The organism is Luteolibacter rhizosphaerae, from assembly GCF_025950095.1.
GTDB lineage: Bacteria > Verrucomicrobiota > Verrucomicrobiia > Verrucomicrobiales > Akkermansiaceae > Haloferula > Haloferula rhizosphaerae.
The window spans coordinates 71,313-93,085 of the sequence record NZ_JAPDDR010000015.1; the positions used below are offsets into that span (position 1 = coordinate 71,313).

Genomic DNA, 21,773 nt, shown 5'->3' on the forward strand with positions numbered 1-21,773 from the left:
GATCAGTTCCTAACAAAAGCTGCGGCATCCGGGGACGGGTGCCGCGGCTTCATTTTTCCACCTCATCCCCATCCCGCTCAAGCATGGCCCCGCCTTCCGACACTCCGCCGCCGCTGGTCGTTGCCGCGGTGACCAAGACCTTCGACCAAGGGAACTCGCAGGTGCGAGCGCTCGACGGGATCGATCTCAGTGTGCGGGCGGGAGAGTTCGTCGCGATCATGGGAGCTTCCGGCTCCGGGAAGAGCACTCTGCTGCATGCCATGGCCGGGCTGACCGATGTGAATTCCGGCAGCATTCGCGTGGATGGCCGTGATCTCGCCTCATTCAACGATGCTGCGCTGACCCGCTTCCGTCGCGAACGGATCGGCCTGGTCTTCCAAGCCTTCAATCTGATCCCGGTGCTCAGCGCGGAGGACAATGTGCGTCTGCCCGCAGCGGATCAGCCGGGTCTGGAGACCAAGATCGACGAGGTCATGCGGCGTCTCGGCATCGAGGCCCGCCGCAAGCACAAGCCGGACGCCTTGTCCGGCGGTGAACAGCAGCGGGTGGCGATCGCGCGGGCGCTGATCACCGATCCCGCGATCCTGCTGGCCGACGAGCCCACCGGCAGCCTGGACTCGGTAACGGGTCAGGATCTATGCCGTCTGCTCCACGAGCTGTCGAAGAACGACGGGCGCACGCTGTGCGTGGTCACGCATGAGCCGACCGTGGCGATGTGGGCCGACCGCGTGGTGGTGCTGAAGGACGGGCGAGTAACCGCGGAGTTCGCGACCTCCGGCAGCCACGATCCCGAGGCGATTTCCGAGGGGTACCGCAAGGCGCTGCAGTCATGAAGACCGTCTTCCGGCTGGCTTTCGCCTTCTTCCGCGAGCATCCCTTGCGGCTGGTGCTCACCTCATTCGCCACCGCCGCCGCGGCGACCATGGTGGTGTGGGTGGTCAGCGGCTACGATGCGCTGTTAGGGTCTTTCGATGAATACTCCGAGCTCGCGCTCGGCCGCTATCCCTTGTCAGTCGCGCCGATCCAGCATTTCAGCCAGCAAGCACCCGGGGCGATCCCTTCCACCGCGGAGAAATTCGTGCCCGCCGAGACTCTGGAACTGCTGCGCAGCGATCCGGCGGTCGCGGCGGCTGATCCGATGTGGGCGCTGCGCGAGGATGTCCGTCCTTTCGTCGAAGAGGGCGGCGAGGTGATCCCATGGCAGCGGATGCCCGACGCGCGGCTCGTGGGCACGGGTGCTCCGGCTCCCCCATTCGATCTCGTCGCGGGGCGCTGGATCGATCCAGCCCGACCGGAACTGATGGAGGCCGCGATGAGCGCGGAAGCGGCGAAGGGGATGGGTCTCGAACTTGGCGGTAGCGTGATGGTGGGCCGCGGGGATCGCGCGGTGAAGCTCAGCGTGATCGGCCTGGTAGGCACTCCGGAGATGGCGGGCTGGAGCGCCTCTGTCGCGGGTTCGCAACTGCTCACTCCCTCGGTGGGTGGGCTCTATGTGCCGACCGCGCTGGCGGAGAAGATCGCTGGCACGGAGGCGAAGATCAGCTTCGTGGGGGTAAGCCTCAAACCGGAGGCTGACCTCACAAAATTCCGATTCGCCTGGTCGCCGCGTCTCAGCACGCTGGGCACGCCTGTGCAGTTCCAAGAAGCCCATGACATCGAGGAAGCGCTCGATGAAAGCGCCTCCGCGGACAACCTGAAGCTGCAGGCGCAGACCGCCACGGTGGTCTCGATGCTGGCCGCGCTGTTCATCATCTTCAGCACGCTGAACATGGGCGTGAGCGAGCGGGTCCGCCAACTTGCGATCCTGCGCGCGGTCGTGCTGACCCGGTTGCAAGTCGGTGCACTGGTGATCATCGAAGGACTGTTGTTCGGCACGATCGGTTTCGTCGTCGGGATCGCCGCCGGAAAGGGATTGATGGCGCTCGCGGTGAAGTCCGCACCGCAGTTGCTGGAGGATGGTGCGGTGGTCGGGACCTATAGTATCCTGCTGGCCGCCGCCTGTGCCTACGGCGGAGCCTTGCTCGCTTCACTGGTACCGGCCTTCCGGGCGATGCGGGTTCGGCCGATCGACGCGATCGCACCGCCGCCGGGCGCGGACCGCGGCGGGATGCCATGGAAGAAGACCCTTGCCGGGTTGGTTTTGATCGCGATCTATCCGCTGTTAGCCCGCGGAGTAAGGCTGGGGGAGGATGCGCCGTTCGTGGTGCTGATGTTCCTCGGAGTGGGTGCGATGGCTGCGGGGTTCATCCTGCTTTCGCCCGCGGTGGTGCTGGTGGTCGACCGCCTGGCGAGCCCCTTGCTGGCCCGTGTCGTGGGAGCACCTCCGCGCTTGTTAGGCAGTCAGGTTTCCGGCCATCTGGCCCGGACGATTTCAACGTCGGTGGCGCTCACGGTGGGCCTCGGTTTGTTCACGGGGATCCATGTCTGGGGTCACACGATGCTCAGCGGCTTCATGCCCGGAACATGGGCTCCGGATGCGGTTGTCGGTTTCCGGCCGCAGGGCCTGCCCTTTGAAGAGGCGGAGAAAGTGGCTGCCTTCGAAGGGGTGAGCAAGGCGTTGCCCATCGTGGTGGAACAGCCACGGCTGAAGGACGATCTGACCGGCAGCGCCTTGCGTGCGACCGTCGTGCGGCAGGACAACGTGGTGATGGTCGGAATCGACCCGGAATCCGCTTTCGGAGGTGCGGACCCGCTGTTCCGCTTCGAGTGGGTGGAAGGCTCGGCGGAGGATGCGGTGGCACGTCTGAAAGGCGGGCAGGCCTGCATCGTGCCCGACCACTTCCTGAGCGAAACCGGACTGAAGGTGGGAGACTTCTTCGACATGGTGCCGCCCGAGCGACCGGAGCAGCCAGTAAGCTACGCCATCGCCGGTGTAGTGAAGCTGCCCGGCTGGCACTGGCAGACCAAGCCGACGGGCTTCCGCACCCGTACCCACCGAGCCGCGGCATTGGTATTCGCGGATTATGGCTCGGTCGCCAGCGACTTCGGGTTCCGGAATGCCTCGCATGTCTGGTTCGATTACGATGCTTCCCGGACGAACCCGGACCATCTCGCGGCCTCCGCCCGGGAACTCTACCGTGCCTCGCTCGGTCGCGAGGTGGGTATCGAGACCGCGCGCAACGACGAGCCCTACATCGTACTGCGCACCATCGACGATATCCGCGCGCTGGTTCACGGTCACGCCACCGCTTGGCTGTGGGTGCTCAGCCGCTTGCCGCTGGTGGTGCTGGTGATCACCTCGGTGGGCGTGCTCAACGCGCTGATGGCCTCGGTCCAATCGCGCCGGTGGGAGATGGGCGTGCTGCGCTCGATCGGCTTCACCCGCGGAACGCTGGTGCGGCTGGTGATCGCGGAGGGCCTGCTGATCGGTCTGGTGGCCGGAGCGGTAAGCCTAGCCTTCGGAATCCTGGCGGGCTGGTGCGGGGCGGGGATGTCCGGCTACCTGAGCTTCTTCGGTGGCATGCCTTCAGAGCTGGTGATCCCGTGGCGCGAGGTGCTCGGCGGGGTTGTGGCGGTGCTCGTGCTGACAGCGATCGCAGCTATCTGGCCTGCGGTGAAAATCGGCCGGGCCCGCCCGCTCGAACTGCTGCAGCAGGGACGCGGGTCGTTTTAGCCCGAGGCGACTGTTCTTCAGGGCGATTCCGGGCCCCCTGCGAATGATGGCACATTCTGCCAAGAAATTCGCATTTCATGTGTCACACTCCAGTGAAGCCCGCTGCAATATGTGTGCGGGTGGAGAAACCAGTTGTTCGCATGAATGCCTTTCGATTTCTAGGTCGGCTTGTTCTAACGTCGCTACTAGCCATGGGGATCACACATGCCGGCCCGCGAGACGCGGATTGGGCCAAGGTCGAGGAAGCCCGCAAGCAGCAGCAGCCGAAGACGGCGATCGAGTTGCTGGGCGGGATCGAGGAGGCGGCCTTTGCAGATGGTGCCTGGGCGGAGGGGACGCGGGCGCTGTCGGCACGGATCGCCCAAGAAGCTGTGATCGAGGGACTGGCGAGCCCGGTGAAGAAGCTGGAGGCAGCAATCGATACGGCACCGGAGCAGGCCCGCCCGGCGCTGCGCGCTCTTTCCGCCCGCTGGCTGTCGGCCTACTTCTATCAGAACCGCTGGCGCTTCATGCAGCGCAGCACGACCGCGGGCCCGGTGGGAGAGGATATCGAATCCTGGGATCTGGCGAAGATCTTGGGCGAAGTGGACAGCCGTTTCCAACGCTCGCTGGCTGAGGCGGAAGCGCTGAAGAAGGTCTCGGCCGCGGACTTCGCGGAGATCCTGACGAACGGGGCGCTGGGAGACGGGGTGCGGCCGACGATGTATGACTTCCTGGCGCACGCAGCCCTGGAGTTCTATTCGGCGGAAGAAGTGGCCGTCTCACGTCCGGTGGGTGATTTCGAGATCCCGGCCGCCTCGGCAGTGTTCGGGACGCCGGAGGAGTTCCTCGCGTGGAATCCGCAGATCGCTGACGCCAGCACGCCGAAGGCGCGGGCGCTGAAGATCTTGAAGGACCTTTTGTCCTTTCATCAAGCCGATGCCGACAAGACGGCCTTTCTCGCGGCGGATCTGGAGCGGTTGCGCTGGGCGGCGGGTGCGGCAGCGGTGGAGGGGCGGGATGCGCGGAGGGAGCAAGCCCTGCAACGCTTCATCGAGGTGAATGCGAGCCATCCGCTGAGCGCGTGGGCGCGGGTGGATCTCGCGGAGCTTCTGCAGGCGAACAAGAAGACGAAGGAAGCCCATGCAATTCTAAAGGTCGGTGCGGAAGCGTTTCCGGAAAGCCCCTTCGGAAAGCTCTGTACGAATGGCATCAAGCTCTTGGAACAGCGGGGGCTCTCGCTTGCCACCGAGTCGCACTGGACTCCGGCGGGTGAAGAGATCCGCGTGGATCACCGCAACCTGAAGCGGGTATGGTTCCGTCTCTACAGCGCCGACTTCAAGGCGGACAAGGAGAGCCTGGAGCAAGATCCTGGACTGAATCCGCCGCCCGGGGAGCCGGTGCGGGCCTGGGACAGCGCCTTGCCCGATGATGGTGATTTCACCGAGCGGACCACTCGATTCCCTGCACCCGCGGATCTGGCGCCCGGCTACTATGTGCTGCGTGCCAGTGCGCGTGAAGACTTCGCGGAGGGGGATAACGTGCTCGCCTCCGCGGGGATCCATGTCACCCCGCTGGCCGTGCTGGTGCGCTCGATGGAGGGGCAGGGGCTGGAGGGCAACGTGGTCGATGCCGTGACGGGAGCGCCGCAGGATGGCGTGGAGATCGAGGTGTTGACGATCGATCCCGAGAACCAGAACAATCGCGATCCTCAGCTGAAGCGCTTCGGGGCGAAGAGCGACAAGGACGGCTACTTCAAGATCGGGAACCGGGTGACGCAGCGCTACATCGTGATCGCCTCGCGCGGGAAGGAACGGGCGGTCTCCCGCTCATGGGCGCAGGGCTACTTTGGAGGGAATGAACGCGTGACGAGCCCGGTGGTGCTATTCACGGACCGCGCGATCTATCGACCGGGCCAGACGGTTCATTTCAAGGGGATCTGGTGCGAGATCAATCCTGCGGGCGGGAAGTATCGCGTGCTGCCGAATCGCGCCGCCAGCATTGTGGTGCGTGATCCGAATGGCAAAGAGGTGGCGAAGATCGCGGTGAAGACGAACGAGCGCGGATCCTTCTCCGGCACCTTCACTGCCCCGGAGGGGAGCGTGCTGGGCAGGTGCTCGATCTCCGTGCCGGAGGCGCCGCACGGCTACGGGGCATCGATCCTGGTGGAGGAATACAAGCGGCCGAAGTTTTTCACCGAGGTGGATGCGCCGTCTGATCCGGCCGCGCTGGGCAAGCCAGTGCGGGTGAAGGTCCGGGCCGAGGCCTACACCGGTGCGCCGATCGATGGCGGCAAGCTGGCATGGCGGGTGACGCGCACGGCGCGGCTGCCGCTGTGGATGCGCTGGTGCTGGTGGGCGCCGCCGATCAGCAGCGAGGCGGAGGAGATCGCCCATGGCACGGCGGAGACGGATGCGAGCGGGGCGGTGATCATCGAGTTCATGGCCAAGGCCGACCTCTCAATCCAAGAGAATGTGGAGCCGGTGTTCGACTTCACGGTGGTGGCGGATGTGACGGATGGCAACGGCGAGACGCGATCCGCCACGCGCATGGTCTCGGTGGCCTACACGACGCTGAAGGCCGATCTAACAAGTCCGGAGTGGTTGGAGGCGGGGAAGGAGCTGGAGTTCGGGGTTCGCACGGCTTCGCATGACGGCGAGGGGCGTCCGGCGACGGGCGTGCTGAAGATTCATCGTCTGAAGGAGCCTGCGAGCTGTCCGCGACCGGAGAACAATGTGGATCAGTATCGTGGGGTTTTGTTGGGTGGGGATGATTCGGAATCCGGCATCAATCCGGACAAATGGGAGCCGGGTGAGTTGGTGGCGGAGCTTCCGGTGGAGACCGACAAGGAGGGGAAGGGGAGCGTGAAGCGCGCGCTGGATGCCGGGATCTACCGGCTCATCTACGAGACCAAGGATGCGAACGGGAAGAAGGTGGCGGCGATGCTGGGGATCCAAGTCATCGCGACGGAAGCTGCGGACTTTCCGACCATGGTTCCATTTTATACCGGCATGCCTGCCGCTGCGGTGGAGCCGGGAGGCGAGGCGGTGCTGGTGTGGGGCAGCGGCCATGAGACGGCGCGTGCTTGCATCGAATGGCGTGTGGCCGGGAAGCTTCTGAAGCGGGAATTTTCTGCGGCGGGTCGCACCCAGCAGGCGTTCCATTTTCCGATCGTCGAGTCGTATCGCGGAGGGATCAGTGTGAGGGTGTGGCAGGTGACCCGGAACCGTTTGCATGCGTATCAGGGGGTGGTGGATGTGCCCTGGTCTAACAAGACGCTGAAGCTGCGTTGGGAGCATCTTGTCTCGAAGCTGGAGCCGGGTGCGAAGGAGACATGGACGGCGGTGATCGAAGGGGCCGGTGGCGAGGCTGCGGTCGCGGAGATGATGGGGACGTTGTATGATGCGTCGCTGGATGCGTTCGCGCCGCATGCGTTCCGGGATTTCTCCTCCTTCTTCCGCCGTGAGTGGGATTATGTTTCCGCGTGGCACTTCGGCAGCAGCGCGCAAATGCTGCAGGCGCATACGGGGTTCACGCATCCGGATCTGTTTAGTCCGGGTGAGCTGTTCCGGCGCTTCAAGCCGGAGGTGGAGTTGGCGCATTGGGGGCCGAGGACGAGGTTCGGCCGGGGCTTTGGCGGAGGTCGCACGATGGCAAGGACTCAACTGGGGATGGATGCCTTTGCGGATGCGGCTCCGATGGAAGGGGCTCCTGCTGCCGCGCCGGCACCGATCCTGGCGGAGCAGGCGGGAGGAGTTTCGGCGGCGAAGGCTGCGGAGCCGGGGCAGGCTGCGGCTCCTCCGAATGTGGATCTGGGGCAAGTCACCGCCCGGGCGAACCTTCAGGAGACTGCTTTCTTCTTTCCCGATCTGGTGAGCGGGGAGGATGGCAAGGTCCGGATGAGCTTCACGATGCCGGAGGCTCTCACGAAGTGGCGCTTTCTCGGGCTGGCGCATGACAAGGATTTGCGCTCGGGGCTGTTGGAGGGTGAGACGGTGACGGCCAAGGATCTAATGGTGCAGCCGAACCCGCCGCGTTTCCTGCGTGAGGGAGACGAGCTTTGGTTCAGCGTGAAGATTTCGAATCAGAGCGACAAGGTGCAGGAGGGTGTGGCGCGGTTGACGCTCGCCGATGCGGCGACCGAAGCGGACAAGAGTGCGGCGATGGGTATTGCCGCTCCCGAGCAAGCTTTCTCGGTGCCGGCCAAGGAGAGCCGCACGCTGAAGTGGCGCGTGGTGGTGCCGGATGGAGCGGGCTTCCTGCGCTACAAGGCGGTCGCTTCCGCCGGCTCGATCAGCGATGGGGAGGAAGGCTGGCTGCCGATCATTCCGCGGCGCATTCTGGTCACGGAGTCGCTGGCATTGCCGGTGCGCGATGCGGGCAAGAAGGAGTTCGAGTTCACCAAGCTTTTGCAGAGTGGTGGCTCGGATTCGCTGGAGAACCGCTTCCTGCATGTGCAGGTGGTGTCGCAGCCGGCGTGGTATGCGGTGATGTCGCTGCCTTACCTGATGGAGTTCCCGCATGAGTGTGCGGAGCAGACCTTCAACCGCTACTATGCGAATGCACTGGCACGTAGCATCGCGACTTCGGATCCGAAGATCCGGCGGGTGTTCGAGCAGTGGAAGGCGGGAGGCAAGGCGCTCGATAGTCCCTTGCTGAAGAACCAGGATCTCAAGGGTATTCTGTTAGATGAAACGCCGTGGCTTGCGGAAGCGAAGAGCGAGTCGGAAGCGCGGCGCAAGGTCGGCCTGCTTTTCGATGACAACCAGCTCGGCCGCGAATTGGAGAAGGCGCTCGCGAAGCTGGCGGCGATGCAGCATGGCGACGGTCTGTGGCCTTGGTTCCCGGGCGGCCGGGGTGACGAGTATATTTCGCTCTATATTAGCACCGGGTTCGCGCGCCTGCGTGCACTGGGTGTCGAGACCGATGTCACTCCCGCGTTGAAAGCCTTGGAGGCAATCGATGCCGGAATCACCGATCGCTATCAGGAACTGCTCAAGAACAAGCAGCTCGACAACAACAACCTCGACTCACGCATCGCGCTTTACCTCTACACCCGGAGCTTCTTCCTGAAGGACAAGGCGCTGAAGGCGGAAGACAAGGTGGCCTTCGACTACTTTGCCGGGCAGGCACGCAAGCACTGGACCGGTCTTGGCAGCCGGATGTCGAAGGCGCATGCCGCGCTGGCCTTGCATCGTCTGGGCGACAAGGAGGTGCCGAAGCTGGTGACCCGCTCGTTGAAGGAGCATGCGAAGATCGAGGGAGAGCTTGGCATGTATTGGAAGGACAGCCAGGGCGAGGGCTGGTGGTGGTGGCAGGCGCCGATCGAGACGCAGGCGATGATGATCGAGGCTTTCCGCGACATTGATCAGGATGAGAAGGCGGTCGAGGACTGCCAGGTGTGGCTGATCAAGCAGAAGCAGGTGCAGGATTGGAAGACCACGAAGGCGACGGCCGATGCGGTTTACTCGCTGCTGCGTGGGGGCCGGAACCTGCTGGGCTCGGATGCCTTGCTGAAGATCTCGCTCGGTGGCGCGGAAGTGAAACCGGAGTCGGTCGAGGCAGGCACGGGCTTTTATGAAAGCCGTTTCACCGAATCGGCTGTGAAGCCGGAGCTTGGCAAGATCGAGGTGGAGAAGACCGACAAGGGCGTGAGCTGGGCGAGCGTGCATTGGCAGTATCTGGAGGACATGGCCAAGATCACTCCGCACGACGGGACGCCGCTGCATCTGGAGAAGTCATTGTTCGTGCGCAAGAATAGCGACAAGGGGTCGGTGCTGGTGCCCTTGGAAGGGGCCGTGAAGGTCGGCGACGAGCTGGTGACCCGCGTGGTGCTGAAGAACGATCGAGCGATGGAGTATGTCCACCTCAAGGACCTGCGGGGCAGCGGCACCGAGCCGGTGAACGTGCTGAGCGGCTACCGCTGGCAGGATGGCTTCGGCTACTATGAAGTCACCCGCGATACGGCTAGCCACTTCTTCATCGATCGCCTGCCGCCGGGGACGCATGTCTTCGAGACCAGCGTCCGGGTGCAGCATGCCGGGAAGTATCAGACCGGCATTGCGGAAATCCGTTGCATGTATGCGCCGGAGTTCAATGCCCACAGCGCCAGCCTGCCGATCACGGTGGAATAGCTCATGCATCGCGTGATCCATGCCTTGTTCGCGGTTTGCTTCGCCGTCCATGCGGAGGAAGCCGCTTACGTGGAGAAGAGCAGCATCGCCTCACCGCATGCCACCCAGGCGGCTGCGGCGGACGAACGGTTCGTGTATGCGGTATCGAACAAGGTCATCGCGAAGCTGGACCGTTCAAACGGCGCGGAGCTTGCCCTGAGTGAGGGAGAGGCCTTCCATCTGAATAGTGCCCTGCTCCTGGATGGAAGGCTCTACAGCGCCCATTCGAACTTCCCGGAGAAGCCGGAGCAGAGCGACATCCGCGTGCTGGATCCGGAGAGCATGAAGCTGGAGGTGTTCCATCGTTTCGAGAGTCCGCCGGGAAGCCTGACCTGGGCAATCCAGCGCGAGGGGAGCTGGTGGTGTCACTTCGCCGGCTACGGTGCGGAGAAGAACAAGTCGTGCCTGGTCCGCTTCGATGCGGAGTGGAAGGAGACCGCCCGCTGGGCCTATCCGGAGGAACTGATGAAGGACTGGGGGCTGATGAGTCTTTCCGGCGGAATCTGGCAGGGTGATGTCCTGCTCGCCACCGGGCATGACAAGAAGCTCATCTACCGGCTGAAACTGCCCGTCGCGGGAGGGGTGGTCGAATGGCTCGGGACCATTCCGTCGCCCTTTCCGGGACAGGGAATTGCCGCCGATCCGAAGGGCGGGGGACTGGTGGGCATCGACCGGAAGCGGAAGGCGGTGGTCTTCGCAGAGCTGGAAACAGCCACGCAGCGGTGATCCGCTGACTTATTCACAATCGGTTCACATCCGCGGGTTGCTCTTGCAATTTTAGACCTCTTGCCACGGGGGATTCGGGAGGGGTAAAACGACCCTCCAACCATGAGTGAGGTCCCGAACGAAGCAGCCGCCCAGCACATCGCCACAATCTCCAAGGAGATCGGAGTTTCCGCCACTTCGGTAGCGGCGACGGCGAAGCTACTGGCGGAAGGCGCCACGGTTCCCTTCATTTCCCGTTACCGCAAGGAGGCCACCGGCTCGCTGGATGAAGTGCAGATCCAAGCTGTCCGCGACCGCATGTTGCAGCTCGCCGAACTCGATAGCCGGCGTGTCTCGATCATCAAATCGCTGGAAGAGCGGAATCTGCTTTCCCCGGAGCTGAAGAAGAAGATCGATGCTGCCGCGACGTTGAACTCGCTGGAGGACATCTTCGCCCCGTTCCGCCCGAAGCGCCAGACGCGTGCCACCAAGGCGAAGGATCAGGGCCTCGAACCGCTCGCCGAATGGCTGCTGGCCAACCAGAGCGCTGATCCGGCCGAAGAGGCGGCCAAGTTCGTGAACACCGGCGCGGAAGTGGAGAAGGAGAAGGAAGTGGCCGATGCCAATGCCGCCCTTGCTGGTGCCCGCGATATCATCGCCGAGCGCGTGACGGATGACACCGCGCTGCGCGGCCGGGTCCGCAAGATCTATGAGGAGGAAGCCACCGTCGTTTCCAAGGTGATGTATGGCAAGGATACCGATCCGGAGGCTGCCAAGTTCCGCGACTACTTCGAGTGGAGCGAGCCCTTCAAGAGCATCCCTTCCCACCGCATGCTGGCGATCCGCCGTGGTGAGAAGGAGAGCTTCCTGATCATGCGGATCGAAGTGCCGCTGGAGCGTGTCAGTCGCATCGCCGAGCCCGAGTGGGTGACCGGTCGCGGCCCCGCCGGTGAGCAGGTCCGCCTCGCGGTCGAGGACGGCTGCAAGCGTTTGCTGATGCCCTCGATGGAGACCGAGATGCGCTTGGCCGGGAAGAAGGTGGCCGACGAGACCGCGATCAAGGTCTTCGCCGACAACTTCCGCGAGCTGCTGCTCGCCTCGCCGCTGGGCCGCAAGCGCACGCTGGCCATCGACCCGGCCTTCCGCACCGGTTGCAAGACCGTGGTGCTGGATGCCCAGGGAGCGCTGCTTCATCACACGGTGCTCTATGCGACCGCTGGCTCGAACAACCAGCTCTACGAGGCTGCCGTCGAACTTACCGCCATGGTTGCGAAGTATAAGATCGAGGCCATCGCGATCGGCAACGGCACCGCCAGCCGCGAAACGGAAGCTTTCGTCCGCAAGCTCAAGCTGCCGACTTCGATCCCGATCATCATGGTGAACGAGTCGGGCGCGTCCGTTTACTCCGCCTCGGAAGTGGCGCGTGAGGAGTTCCCCACCGAAGACGTCACCGTGCGTGGTGCAGTGAGCATCGGCCGTCGTCTGATGGATCCGCTGGCGGAACTGGTGAAGATCGACCCGAAGGCCATTGGCGTGGGGCAGTACCAGCACGATGTCGATCAGCGCGCGTTGAAGGCGATTCTCGATGATACGGTGGTGAGCTCGGTGAACGCCGTGGGCGTGGAGCTGAACACGGCTTCAAAGCAGTTGCTCGCGTACGTCTCCGGTCTCAATTCCGCGCTGGCGGAAAACATCGTGGCCTTCCGCACCGAGCATGGCGGCTTCTCCTCGCGCGATGAACTCAAGAAGGTGCCGCGCCTCGGGGACAAAGCCTTCGAGCAAGCGGCGGGCTTCCTGCGGATCCGTGATAGCAAGCACCCGCTGGACTCTTCCGCGGTGCACCCGGAGCGCTACCCGCTGGTAGAGCGCATGGCAGCGGATGTCGGCTGCGAGGTGGCGGAGCTGATCAGCAACGAGGCCGCGCGCAAGAAGATCGACCTGAAGAAGTACGTCGATGGCGACGTCGGCCTGCCGACGCTGCAGGACATTCTCGCGGAGCTTGCGAAGCCGGGCCGCGATCCGCGCAAGCAGTTCGAGCTCTTCTCCTTCGCGGAGGGCGTCGACAAGCCCTCGGACCTCAAGGTCGGCATGAAGTTGCCGGGCATCGTCACGAACGTCACCGCCTTCGGTGCTTTCGTTGATGTGGGGGTTCACCAGGACGGTCTCGTGCACGTGAGCCAGTTGGCCGATCACTTCATCCGCGACCCCAACGAAGCGGTGAAGGTGGGTCAGAAAGTGAATGTCACTGTCATGGAAGTGGACCTGCCGCGCAACCGCATCGGCCTTTCCATGAAGTCGAAGCCGGACATGGAGCCACGCCGTGCACCGGGCGGTGGTGGTGGCGACGACCGCAACCGCGGACCGCGTCCCGACCAGCGCCGGGATTCCCGTCCGCAGCAGGGTGGGGGAGGTAACAACGACTGGTTCAGCCAAGCGATGAACCAGGCGAAGCGCAAGTAATGGAAGTTCGTCCTCGTCCCGGAGCTGCGGTGGCGACACCGCGGCTGGGACGGGTGGTGGCGATCGCGCCAGTCCTTACCGGCTAGCGCTGGATCGACATGAAGAAGGGGTGGATCATCGTCCAACGCAGGAACTGATCCACGCTCATTCGCTTCTTTCCGCTCAGCGGGTCCACGAAGACGATCTCCTCCGGGGTAAGCTCGAGCACCGCAATGAAATGACCGGCACCCGCGCCACCGGTGCCCAGAATTCCGGGGAGGTCCTTTGGATCGGGCAGACCATCGGGCGCGAGGAAGCGCACCGTGAAGCCGCGGTGCTTCACGGCCTTGGCCAGATGCCATGCCTCGGTACCGCTCTGCGAGGTCCATGCCTCCTTCGCGAGATCCCGTTCCGTGGTCTGTTGGTCGCCGAGATAGCGCAGGATGCTCGCCGCGCTCGCAGGGCCGCAGGTCACCATCGAGCTCTGGATGCAGGCATCGCCATCCCAGTGCTCCGTGAGTTGCGAAGGATCGATCGGGCGGAGCACCGGCTTGAGGAAGGGGACCACCAGTAGGATGATCCCGCAGGCCGTGGGCAGGGTTTTGAGAAGCTTCGGTAGCAGGTAACGCCACACTCCTGCAGCGCCGCCGAGCAGGGCGAGGAAGCCATCCGAGAAAGGCAGGGCCCGCAGCTCATACAGCAAGGGCGGCTCCGGCAGTAGATGGGCGTAATAGAGCGTGAACCACGCGGCCGGCAGGCAGAGCAGCAGCGAAGCCAAACCGAGAGTCCAGCGTGCCTTGGTCCCGAGCCGTCCCATCAGCTTCCATGCCCCGACATGCAGGGCCACAAAAACGGCGAAGGTGATCCCGAAGACGATGGGTGCCGACAGCATCATGCGCCGAGGAAGCCTGTCAGCGGGCTCGTCGCCGAGGCCGAGTCGCTCGGTTCCGGCAGACCCATCTGGTAGGCATCCCGTCCTGCTTCGACCGCCTTCTTGAAAGCAACCGCCATGCGCGAGGGATCGGAAGCGATCGCGATGGCCGTATTGACCAGTACAGCGTCCGCACCCAATTCCATGGCTTCCGCCGCGTGGCTCGGAGCGCCGAGGCCGGCATCCACCACCACCGGCACGATGGCTTGCTCGATGATGATGCGGATCTGGTCGCGGGTTACCACGCCCTTGTTCGAGCCGATCGGAGCGCCGAGCGGCATCACTGTAGCGGTGCCAACCTCCTGCAGGCGCTTCGCCAGCACCGGGTCCGCATTGATGTAGGGCAGGACGGTGAAGCCTTCCTTCACCAAGATCTCGGCCGCCTTCAGCGTCTCGATCGGATCCGGCAGCAGGTAGGTGGGATCCGGGTGGATCTCCAGCTTCACCCACTTCGGCAGGCCCGCGGCGGCGGCCAGACGAGCGAGGCGCACGGCCTCCTCCGCATTCATGGCGCCGCTGGTATTCGGCAGCAGGAGGTATTTCTCCGGGTCGATGAAATCGAGGATGTTCGCGTAGGGATCGCCGCTGCCGGAGAGGTCCGCGCGGCGCAGGGCGACGGTCACGATCTGCGAACCCGATGCCGCGAGGGCATCGCGCATGGCGATATTCGACGAGAACTTGCCGGTGCCCACGAAGAGGCGGGAAGAAAACTCACGACCGGCGATGACAAGCGGCTGGGACATCCGCGGCGGAATGTAGGGGGAAGGGCCGGGCATGCAAGCCCCTGCGAGCAGGGCTTCCGCTCAGGCGACCGGTGTAGCCACCCGGCGGCTGGGAACCCCATGCCAGGCATGCGGGATGTCCCGCATGATCAGGGCGTGATCGAAGACCGCGCTGCCCGCGGGGAAGATGGAGAGGTCATCGAAATACGAGGACTCCACGCTTTCGACCTCAAGCGGCCGGACCTCCCAGCGCTGCGTTTCCAGCTCGATCCCGTCGAGCTTGCAGCAGTCCTTGGTGACCGAGAAACCCACGCTGCCCGGTTCGAAAAAGGCGGAAGACTGATTCAGGCTAGCGAAGCAGGAGCTGGCGGGGAAGTCCGTCGTCTCACGCGCCAGAACGCGCAGACGCATTTGCCCATTCCGGGCATCCACCCTCATGTCGATCCTGCCGTCCTCGTCGGTCACGCGGAAATCCGCGAGATGATGCTCGCCGGGAAAGACCCTGCCGCCCGCGAGGTGATTCATCACCGAGCCCGTATCCCGCCGCGGGATGAATACGCCCTCCCTGTCGGCGCCGTCCGGGTCATCCCATTGCACCGCGATCCGATGAGCGGCATTCTCGCTCGAGATCCCGGCCCAAGCAGGCAGTCCTTGCGGGCGGATCTCCTCCAAGCGGATAAGACAGATGCCCGCGATGGTGTGGCCCTCGTGCTGCTTGGGGCGGAAGCCTTCGGGGAGAAGCCGGGAGATGTGCTCCGGGTCCACCCGGTAGTTCACCAGCAGACGGCGACGGATCAGACCGGCGATGACAGGCAGCCGTGGCATCGCCCTTAATAAAGCAGAAAGCCGCGGGATGTCCCGCGGCTTTCTTGAAATGGAAGCGTGAATCCCGAGCGATCAGGCGGGGATCAGATCCTTCACCGCATCGCGCTCTTCGAGGAGCTCGTTGATGGTGGCGTCGATCTTGCCTTGGCTGAACTCGTCCACCGGCACGCCGTCGATCACTTCCCATGTCCCGTTGGTCACGGTGCGGATCGGCATGGAGGCCATGATACCCTTGGCGATGCCGTAGTGGCTGCCATCCGAGTAAACGGCCACGCTGTGCCAATCACCGGCCGGAGTCGGGTTCACCAGGCTCATCACGGTATCGATCGCGGCATTCGCCGCGGAGGCTGCAGAGGACGCGCCGCGGGCCTTGATGATCGCCGCGCCGCGCTGCTGCACGGTGGTGATGAAGTCGCCCTTCAGCCAGGCGTGATCGGAGATCACCTCGGTGGCCGGCTTGCCGCCGATCTTGGCATTCGTGAAATCGGGATACTGCGTCGCGGAGTGGTTGCCCCAGATGCAGAGGTTGGTCACCTCGGAGTGATGGGTGCCGGACTTCTTGGCGAGTTGGCTCTTGGCGCGGTTCTCGTCGAGACGAGTCATGGCGAAGAAGCGATCCTTCGGCACGCCGTCGGCATTGGAAGCGCAGATCAGCGCGTTCGTGTTGCAGGGGTTGCCCACCACCAAGGTGCGAACGTCGGAGGCGGCGTTCTTCGCGATCGCCTGGCCTTGGCCGGTGAAGATCTTGCCGTTGATGCCGAGCAGATCGCCGCGCTCCATCCCGCCCTTGCGCGGCACGGAGCCCACGAGCAGCGCCCAATTGGTGCCGCGGAAGCCTTCGTTCAGATCGGCGGTCGGCACGATCTCGCGCAGCAGCGGGAAAGCGCAGTCATCGAGCTCCATCACCACGCCTTCGAGCGTCGGCAGGGCGGGCTCGATCTCGATCAAGCGGAGCTTCACCGGTTGGTCGGGGCCGAAGAGTGCTCCGGAGGCAATGCGGAAGAGCAGGGCATAGCCGATCTGGCCAGCGGCTCCCGTGATGGAAACGGTGATGGGTTCTTTCATCTTTGGCTGCGAAACGTGATCGGAGTCTGCGACCTCCCGGCACATCCGGTCAATCGTTGACGACGCTTCATACCGCAGAGATACGCGGTTTTTTTGCTGTCCGAAGTGCTTAAGGAATGCTAACCAAATCGAGCCGCATGGCATCGCCCCGGAAAAAGAAGACATCTCGCGTGAAGTTGAAGCGATTGGAGGCCCAGACCCGGGTCATCTGCACCTTCAACCGTATCGTCTTTGGTGTGCTTGCGCTGGTGCTTTCCCTGGCCGTGGTGGCATCCGCACTGCCGCAGCGCCGCCGCCATGCGGAGCTGGAGGACAAGCTCCAGCGTGTGCTTCAGGATGAGAAGAAGGTGATCGCCGAGCATGAATACCGGGAGACCGAGTATCGCGCGCTCAAGGACGATCCGGCCTTCCTGGAGCTGAAGGCGATGGACCGGCTCAACCTGCGCCGGGATGGCGAGAAGATCTTCCGCTTCCAGCGCGAGGAGGACTGAGCCCAGTTGCGGCTTGAACCCACGGGCTTGATCGGGGATTTCTCCGGCATGGAGAACGACATCGAACGCGTGCTGGTGGACGAAGAGGTCATCCTGAAGCGTCTCGATGTGATGGCCAAGGAGGTGCGCAAGGACTTCCCCGGCGAGGTGCTGGTGGTGGTGGTCCTTCTGAAGGGAGCACTCGTCTTCGCCTCCGATCTCCTGCGCCGGGTGCCGCGCATGCTGGAGATCGAGTGCGTGAATGTGGCCAGCTATCACGGCGGCACGGAGAGCAGCGGCGTGGTCAACTTCCTCGATCACAAGCTGCCCGACGTGAAGGGCCGCAAGGTCCTCCTGCTGGATGATATCCTCGATACCGGCCGCACCCTGCGCGCGGTGGTGGACCGGCTCTATCAGGAAGGCGCCACCGAAGTGAAAACCGGGGTGCTGCTCGCCAAGGACAAGGAGCGCGCCGCTGCCGTGGAGGCGGACTACGTGGGCTTCTTCATCGCGGACGAGTTCGTGGTCGGCTACGGCCTGGATTACCAAGGCCGCTACCGCAACCTGCCTTACGTGGGCGTTCTCAAGCCGGAGGCGCAGTGATTGCGCGGAGCGGGAAGATCTGCACATCCACCTGCTCCACCCACAGCGCGGACTCCGGTTTGCCCTGCGGTTCCGGCAGGCCGTCCCATTTGACCGGGAGCGTGGACCAACGGTCGCACTTGGCCTCCGCCCAGCGGTAGGGCGGGTGATGGACCAAGCCCTGATAGATCCTGCCATTCCTGCCGGTCGAGAAGAGGGCGTAGCGTTCTAGCAGGAAGAACTCCAGAGTGCCGGGCTCTGCAGTCCGTGGCTCTCCGGCAGGGCCGTATTCGAAGACCGCTTCTTCACTCTCGCCCCGGCGCAGGCAGTGGTAGCGGGTGTCAGCCAAGGTGCCGCCGCAGCGCATGCGGGCGTGCTGATAGGGGAGGAGGAAGAGCCGGCGTGCCAGCTCCACCGCAACCGGCTGGTTGCAATCCAGCGAGAGGAACCACACGCCCGGTACCCCGGCATCATCGTGCACGTAGATCCGCACGTTCAGTTCCAGGAACCATGACAGGCCCGGGACCGCCGGTAGAAGGACCGGGCGCACGCGTTCCATGAGGAAGGGCACGACTCCCAGCCAAGCCGCGCCCTCGTGTAGATCGAGATGCAGGCCGGCGGGAAGCAGCGGCCTCAGCAGGTCCGGATCCACCCGCCAGTGCAGGAAGAGCAGGCGGGACCAGCGCTGCTTCATGACCGACCGACCCGCCGGACGCCCGCGAATCGCGAGACGTTGGGCGAGGGTCGGTCCGTTCATGCGTCCAGCCTACAGCCCGGCGATGATCTTTTCCATCCGCTTCCCGTAGTCCACGTAGCTGTCGAAGCATTGCTGCCAATCGACCTGCGACTGGTCCTTTACATGGAAGACGGTGGCGACGTGCGGCTCGATCGCCACCCAGCCATCGTAGCCGCGCGACTTTGCATCGGCCAGGATCTCGGGGATCTTCGCATCGCCTTCTCCGGGCATGGTGTAGACCGGTTCCACCCCATCGGCAGGCGGGCTGATGCAGTCCTTGATATGAATGTGCACCACGTGCTCCCGCACCTTGGTCCAGAATTCCCAAGGGTCCTGCCATGGGTAGGGCTCGGCCTTCGAGCGATCGCGTTGGAAGAGAGGATTGCCGGTGTCGAAGACGAGCTTAAGTCCCGGGATCTCCCCGACCAGACGCAGCGTGTGCTCCGCGGAGAAGCCACCCCAGTTCATGCAGTTCTCGTGGATGGCGGTGAGCCCCGCGTCGTCGAAGCGCTTCACGATTTCGCGCAGGCGGCGGAAGCGTTCCTGCTCCTGTTGGTCCTCGCCCCACGGTTCTTGGGCATAGGACATGACGCGGATGAGTTTCGTACCGAGGCGCTTCATGCGCGGGATCGCGCGATCGATCTCCGCCAGCGTGATGTCGAAGTCGCTGCTGATCTTCTTGCCCCAGTTCGCGATCAGCGAACCGAACTCCGGCACGTGGATGCCCTCGGCATCGAGGCGGTCGGCGACTTCGTCGAACTTCTCCTGCGGCAGTTCGTGGAGGTTTACTCCATCGACCATGCGCGAGGAGATGGCCGACCAGCCGATCTCCTTGATGGCGCGGATCTGGGTATCGAGATCGCGGCCCGCCTCGTCGGCGAAGCCCGTGAGTTTGAAGGTGGAAGACATGGCGGTTCAGGAGTTCAGCTCGATCCGCTTGCCGCCGTTCTGGGCGCTTTCGTAGATGGCGCGGATCAGTTCCACCGGCTTGCGTGCTTCGGTCGCGGAGACGGTGGGCTCGCGGCCTTCCTTGATGGCGTTCACCACTTCCTCGAAGTTCCGCTGGTGCTGGTAGAAGTTGATCGCCTTCGGGTCGTTCGCACCAAGGCCGGCGGATTGGCCCTTCATCAGGGTCGAGCGGATCTCCGCGTCCTCCGGCTTCTCATGCATGAAGTCCCAGAGTTCGAAGGCTTCGTCGGCGAGGAAGACGGAACCTTCCGTGCCACAGAGTTGGACCCGGGCCGGGTGGCCGTCCTTCGACCAGGTGCAAGTCGAGCCTTCAATCACTCCGCGGGCACCGTTCTGGAACTCCACGATGGCGACCGCGATGTCTTCCACCTCGATGTCGGTGTGGGCGAGGCAAGCGGTATTCGCCTGCACGGCCTTCACCGGACCGGCCAGATAGATCAGGGCATCGATCGTGTGGATCGATTGGTTCATCAGCGCGCCACCGCCATCGAGTGCCCAGGTGCCGCGCCACGCGGCGGAGTCGTAGTAGGCTTGGTCGCGATACCACTTCACGTAGCAGGAGGCGGAGGTCAGTTTGCCGAAGCGGCCTTCGTCGGAGGCCTTCTTGAAGGCGTCCATGCCGGGGTGGAAGCGGCGGTTCAGCACGGCGGCAATGGTCTTGCCGTTGGCCTTGGCGGCGTTGATCAGTTGGTCCACGCGCTCGACGGTGACCTCCAGCGGCTTCTCGCAGATCACGTGCTTGCCCGCGTTCAACGCGGCGAGGGAAGGATCGAGGTGCGCGCCCGAGGGCGTGCCCACCGTGACGATCTCCAACTCGGGATCGGCGAGGAAGGCAGCCATGTCCGAGTAGGGCTTCGCGCCGTATTCGGTGGCGAGTTTCTCGGCGGCCTCGGCACGCAGATCGAAGACCGAATGCAGCTCGCCGCCGCTCATCGCGGTGATCGCCTTGGCGTGGAAATGGCCGATCATACCGGCACCGATGATTCCGAATTTCATGGGTTCGAGTGAAAGATTCTGGGGTTTTTCGGAGTGCTTAGGGCTGTATGACAAGATGCCCGGGAAGCTCGCTGCCGAAAGAAAAGCGGCCTGAGGACGTCTTGTCGAGAAAGAGCTGCTTTCAGGCTTGCCGGATCGTCCCCCGCACTCTGGAGTCAGCGAAACTCAAGGAACCCGACCCATGCCTGACTTGTCCGACAACTCGAAGCATCGTCCCTGGTGGACCCAGCTCAATGGCTACCACTGGTTCGTCATGATCGTCGCCTCGCTGGCGTGGTTCTTCGACTGTCTGGACCAGCGTTTGTTCTCCTTGGCGCGGAATCCCGCCCTCAAGTCGCTGATGCCGGAGGGCACGCCTCCCGGGGATATCCAAGCGATGGGTAAGGAAGTGACCGCGCTCTTTCTGGTGGGCTGGGGGATCGGCGGCATGATCTTCGGCGCGCTGGGCGACCGCTATGGCCGCTCGAAGATGCTGACCGCCACGGTGCTCCTTTATTCGATCTTCACCGGCCTGAGCTTCTTTAGCGTGGCTTATTGGGATTTCGCCATCTACCGCTTCCTCACGGGCGTGGGTGTCGGTGGTGTGTTCGGTCTCGCGGTGGCCCTGATCGCGGAGACGGTGCCGGACCGCGCGCGAGCCGGTGCGCTCGGTACCCTGCAGGTGCTTTCGACGATCGGGAACATCTCCGCGGCTTTCATCAAGATGGGGATCGACTCGCTGGAGGCGGGCGGGACCATCACTCCGGGGAATGGCTGGCGCTGGCTGTTCCTGGTCGGTGCGCTTCCGGCCTTCCTGGTGTTCTTTATCCGCGGCTATCTCAAGGAGCCGGAGCCATGGCTCAAGATGAAGCGGGAGGGACGTCTGCCGACGGGCGGGATATTCGCGCCCTATGCCGCGCTGCTGAGTGACAAACGCTGGCGTCACAATCTCATCGTCGGTGCGATCATTGCCTCGACCGGCGTGGTTGGCCTCTGGGCGATCGGTGAGTACGCGGTGGACCTGCAGCGCATCGTCTTCCGCAAGCATTTCGAAGCCCTCGGGACTCCCGCCGGAGAGATCGACAAGCTGATGAATGCCGCGGTGAGCAAGGCCTACCTGCTGAGCATGGTCGGTGCCGCGCTCGGCATGTCGCTCTTCACGTGGATCTGCGGGAAGATGGGGCGCCGTCCGGCCTTCGTGATCGGGTTCAGCTCGGCGGCGGTCATCACCGCGCTGGTATATTGGAAGATGAACTCGCCGATGGATGCCTACTGGATGACCCCGCTGATGAGCGGTGCCCAGCTCGGGATTCTGGCCGGCTTCGCCATCTATCTGCCTGAGCTCTTCCCGAGCCGTCTGCGCAGCACCGGCACATCCTTCTGCTACAATCTCGGACGCTTCGCCGCGGCCGGAGGCAGCTTCTTCTCGGCGGCGCTGGCCCAATCCGCGTATGGTAATTTCGGTTCGCCGATGATGGAGCGTTACTCGGCCATGACCATGTGTGCGATCTACATCGTGGGCATCGTCGCGGTCATCTGGGCCCCCGAGACGAAGGATAAGCCGCTGCCGGAAGATTGATCCGGGAGAG

Annotated in this window: 15 protein-coding genes; 8 read left to right on the forward strand and 7 right to left on the reverse strand. The window is 63.9% G+C overall.

Annotated elements, in window-relative coordinates; all coding sequences use genetic code 11:
- The first annotated feature begins 83 nt into the window (after positions 1-83).
- From OJ996_RS22815 to OJ996_RS22835, 5 genes are all read left to right on the forward strand, one after another.
- Positions 84-833 (forward strand): ABC transporter ATP-binding protein, encoded by a 750-nt coding sequence (locus OJ996_RS22815; protein WP_264516014.1) that lies wholly within the window; start codon positions 84-86, stop codon positions 831-833.
- Positions 830-3,613: an ABC transporter permease gene (locus OJ996_RS22820; protein ID WP_264516015.1), complete on the forward strand. Its 2,784-nt coding sequence runs from the start codon at positions 830-832 to the stop codon at positions 3,611-3,613. The genes OJ996_RS22815 and OJ996_RS22820 overlap by 4 nt, the downstream gene beginning before the upstream one ends.
- Before the next feature lie 191 nt (positions 3,614-3,804).
- Positions 3,805-9,726 carry an alpha-2-macroglobulin family protein gene (locus OJ996_RS22825; RefSeq protein WP_264516016.1) on the forward strand — a complete coding sequence of 1,974 codons (5,922 nt, stop codon included), beginning with the start codon at positions 3,805-3,807 and terminating at the stop codon, positions 9,724-9,726.
- A 3-nt stretch (positions 9,727-9,729) separates the two neighbouring features.
- The gene (locus tag OJ996_RS22830; protein WP_264516017.1) at positions 9,730-10,491 is read left to right on the forward strand and encodes a hypothetical protein; all 762 of its coding nucleotides are present in this window, start codon (positions 9,730-9,732) and stop codon (positions 10,489-10,491) included.
- Positions 10,492-10,593: 102 nt separating this feature from the next.
- Positions 10,594-12,930, forward strand: coding sequence for a Tex family protein (locus OJ996_RS22835; protein ID WP_264516018.1), 2,337 nt, complete (start codon positions 10,594-10,596; stop codon positions 12,928-12,930).
- 82 nt (positions 12,931-13,012) lie between these two features.
- Here the strand turns inward: OJ996_RS22835 and OJ996_RS22840 are convergent, their stop codons facing one another.
- The 4 genes from OJ996_RS22840 to OJ996_RS22855 all read right to left on the reverse strand — a co-directional run bounded on the left by OJ996_RS22840 (position 13,013) and on the right by OJ996_RS22855 (position 16,452).
- On the reverse strand, positions 13,013-13,804 hold the full coding sequence (locus OJ996_RS22840; RefSeq protein ID WP_264516019.1) for a cysteine peptidase family C39 domain-containing protein: 792 nt from the start codon (positions 13,802-13,804) through the stop codon (positions 13,013-13,015).
- Positions 13,801-14,583, reverse strand: coding sequence for a thiazole synthase (locus OJ996_RS22845; RefSeq protein ID WP_264516020.1), 783 nt, complete (start codon positions 14,581-14,583; stop codon positions 13,801-13,803). The genes OJ996_RS22840 and OJ996_RS22845 overlap by 4 nt, the downstream gene beginning before the upstream one ends.
- Before the next feature lie 60 nt (positions 14,584-14,643).
- A complete protein-coding gene (locus OJ996_RS22850) occupies positions 14,644-15,387 on the reverse strand; it encodes a DUF2071 domain-containing protein (protein WP_264516021.1) in 744 nt (247 codons plus the stop codon).
- 72 nt (positions 15,388-15,459) lie between these two features.
- Positions 15,460-16,452 carry a malate dehydrogenase gene (locus tag OJ996_RS22855; protein WP_264516022.1) on the reverse strand — a complete coding sequence of 331 codons (993 nt, stop codon included), beginning with the start codon at positions 16,450-16,452 and terminating at the stop codon, positions 15,460-15,462.
- Between the two features lie 170 nt (positions 16,453-16,622).
- On the opposite strand from OJ996_RS22855, the gene OJ996_RS22860 reads away from it, so the two are divergent.
- Positions 16,623-16,943 (forward strand): FtsB family cell division protein, encoded by a 321-nt coding sequence (locus OJ996_RS22860; RefSeq protein WP_264516023.1) that lies wholly within the window; start codon positions 16,623-16,625, stop codon positions 16,941-16,943.
- A 27-nt stretch (positions 16,944-16,970) separates the two neighbouring features.
- Positions 16,971-17,525 (forward strand): hypoxanthine phosphoribosyltransferase, encoded by a 555-nt coding sequence (gene hpt, locus OJ996_RS22865; protein WP_264516024.1) that lies wholly within the window; start codon positions 16,971-16,973, stop codon positions 17,523-17,525.
- Here hpt and OJ996_RS22870 read toward each other — a convergent pair.
- Genes OJ996_RS22870 through OJ996_RS22880 form a run of 3 tightly spaced genes read right to left on the reverse strand, consistent with a single transcriptional unit; the run spans position 17,506 to position 20,205 of the window.
- Positions 17,506-18,261: a YqjF family protein gene (locus OJ996_RS22870; protein ID WP_264516025.1), complete on the reverse strand. Its 756-nt coding sequence runs from the start codon at positions 18,259-18,261 to the stop codon at positions 17,506-17,508. The genes hpt and OJ996_RS22870 overlap by 20 nt on opposite strands.
- Positions 18,262-18,270: 9 nt before the next feature.
- On the reverse strand, positions 18,271-19,149 hold the full coding sequence (locus OJ996_RS22875; RefSeq protein WP_264516026.1) for a sugar phosphate isomerase/epimerase family protein: 879 nt from the start codon (positions 19,147-19,149) through the stop codon (positions 18,271-18,273).
- A 6-nt stretch (positions 19,150-19,155) separates the two neighbouring features.
- On the reverse strand, positions 19,156-20,205 hold the full coding sequence (locus OJ996_RS22880) for a Gfo/Idh/MocA family protein (protein WP_264516027.1): 1,050 nt from the start codon (positions 20,203-20,205) through the stop codon (positions 19,156-19,158).
- A 181-nt stretch (positions 20,206-20,386) separates the two neighbouring features.
- On the opposite strand from OJ996_RS22880, the gene OJ996_RS22885 reads away from it, so the two are divergent.
- Positions 20,387-21,763, forward strand: coding sequence for an MFS transporter (locus OJ996_RS22885; RefSeq protein WP_264516028.1), 1,377 nt, complete (start codon positions 20,387-20,389; stop codon positions 21,761-21,763).
- Positions 21,764-21,773: the final 10 nt, after the last annotated feature.

Coding starts and splice junctions, on each gene's coding strand:
- OJ996_RS22880 (WP_264516027.1), bottom strand. CDS start 20,205: ATGAAATTCGGAATCATCGGTGCCGGTATGATCGGCCATTTCCACGCC.
- OJ996_RS22815 (WP_264516014.1), top strand. CDS start 84: ATGGCCCCGCCTTCCGACACTCCGCCGCCGCTGGTCGTTGCCGCGGTG.
- OJ996_RS22820 (WP_264516015.1), top strand. CDS start 830: ATGAAGACCGTCTTCCGGCTGGCTTTCGCCTTCTTCCGCGAGCATCCC.
- OJ996_RS22885 (WP_264516028.1), top strand. CDS start 20,387: ATGCCTGACTTGTCCGACAACTCGAAGCATCGTCCCTGGTGGACCCAG.
- OJ996_RS22835 (WP_264516018.1), top strand. CDS start 10,594: ATGAGTGAGGTCCCGAACGAAGCAGCCGCCCAGCACATCGCCACAATC.
- OJ996_RS22855 (WP_264516022.1), bottom strand. CDS start 16,452: ATGAAAGAACCCATCACCGTTTCCATCACGGGAGCCGCTGGCCAGATC.
- OJ996_RS22840 (WP_264516019.1), bottom strand. CDS start 13,804: ATGATGCTGTCGGCACCCATCGTCTTCGGGATCACCTTCGCCGTTTTT.
- OJ996_RS22825 (WP_264516016.1), top strand. CDS start 3,805: ATGGGGATCACACATGCCGGCCCGCGAGACGCGGATTGGGCCAAGGTC.
- OJ996_RS22875 (WP_264516026.1), bottom strand. CDS start 19,149: ATGTCTTCCACCTTCAAACTCACGGGCTTCGCCGACGAGGCGGGCCGC.
- OJ996_RS22830 (WP_264516017.1), top strand. CDS start 9,730: ATGCATCGCGTGATCCATGCCTTGTTCGCGGTTTGCTTCGCCGTCCAT.
- OJ996_RS22845 (WP_264516020.1), bottom strand. CDS start 14,583: ATGTCCCAGCCGCTTGTCATCGCCGGTCGTGAGTTTTCTTCCCGCCTC.
- OJ996_RS22870 (WP_264516025.1), bottom strand. CDS start 18,261: ATGAACGGACCGACCCTCGCCCAACGTCTCGCGATTCGCGGGCGTCCG.
- OJ996_RS22850 (WP_264516021.1), bottom strand. CDS start 15,387: ATGCCACGGCTGCCTGTCATCGCCGGTCTGATCCGTCGCCGTCTGCTG.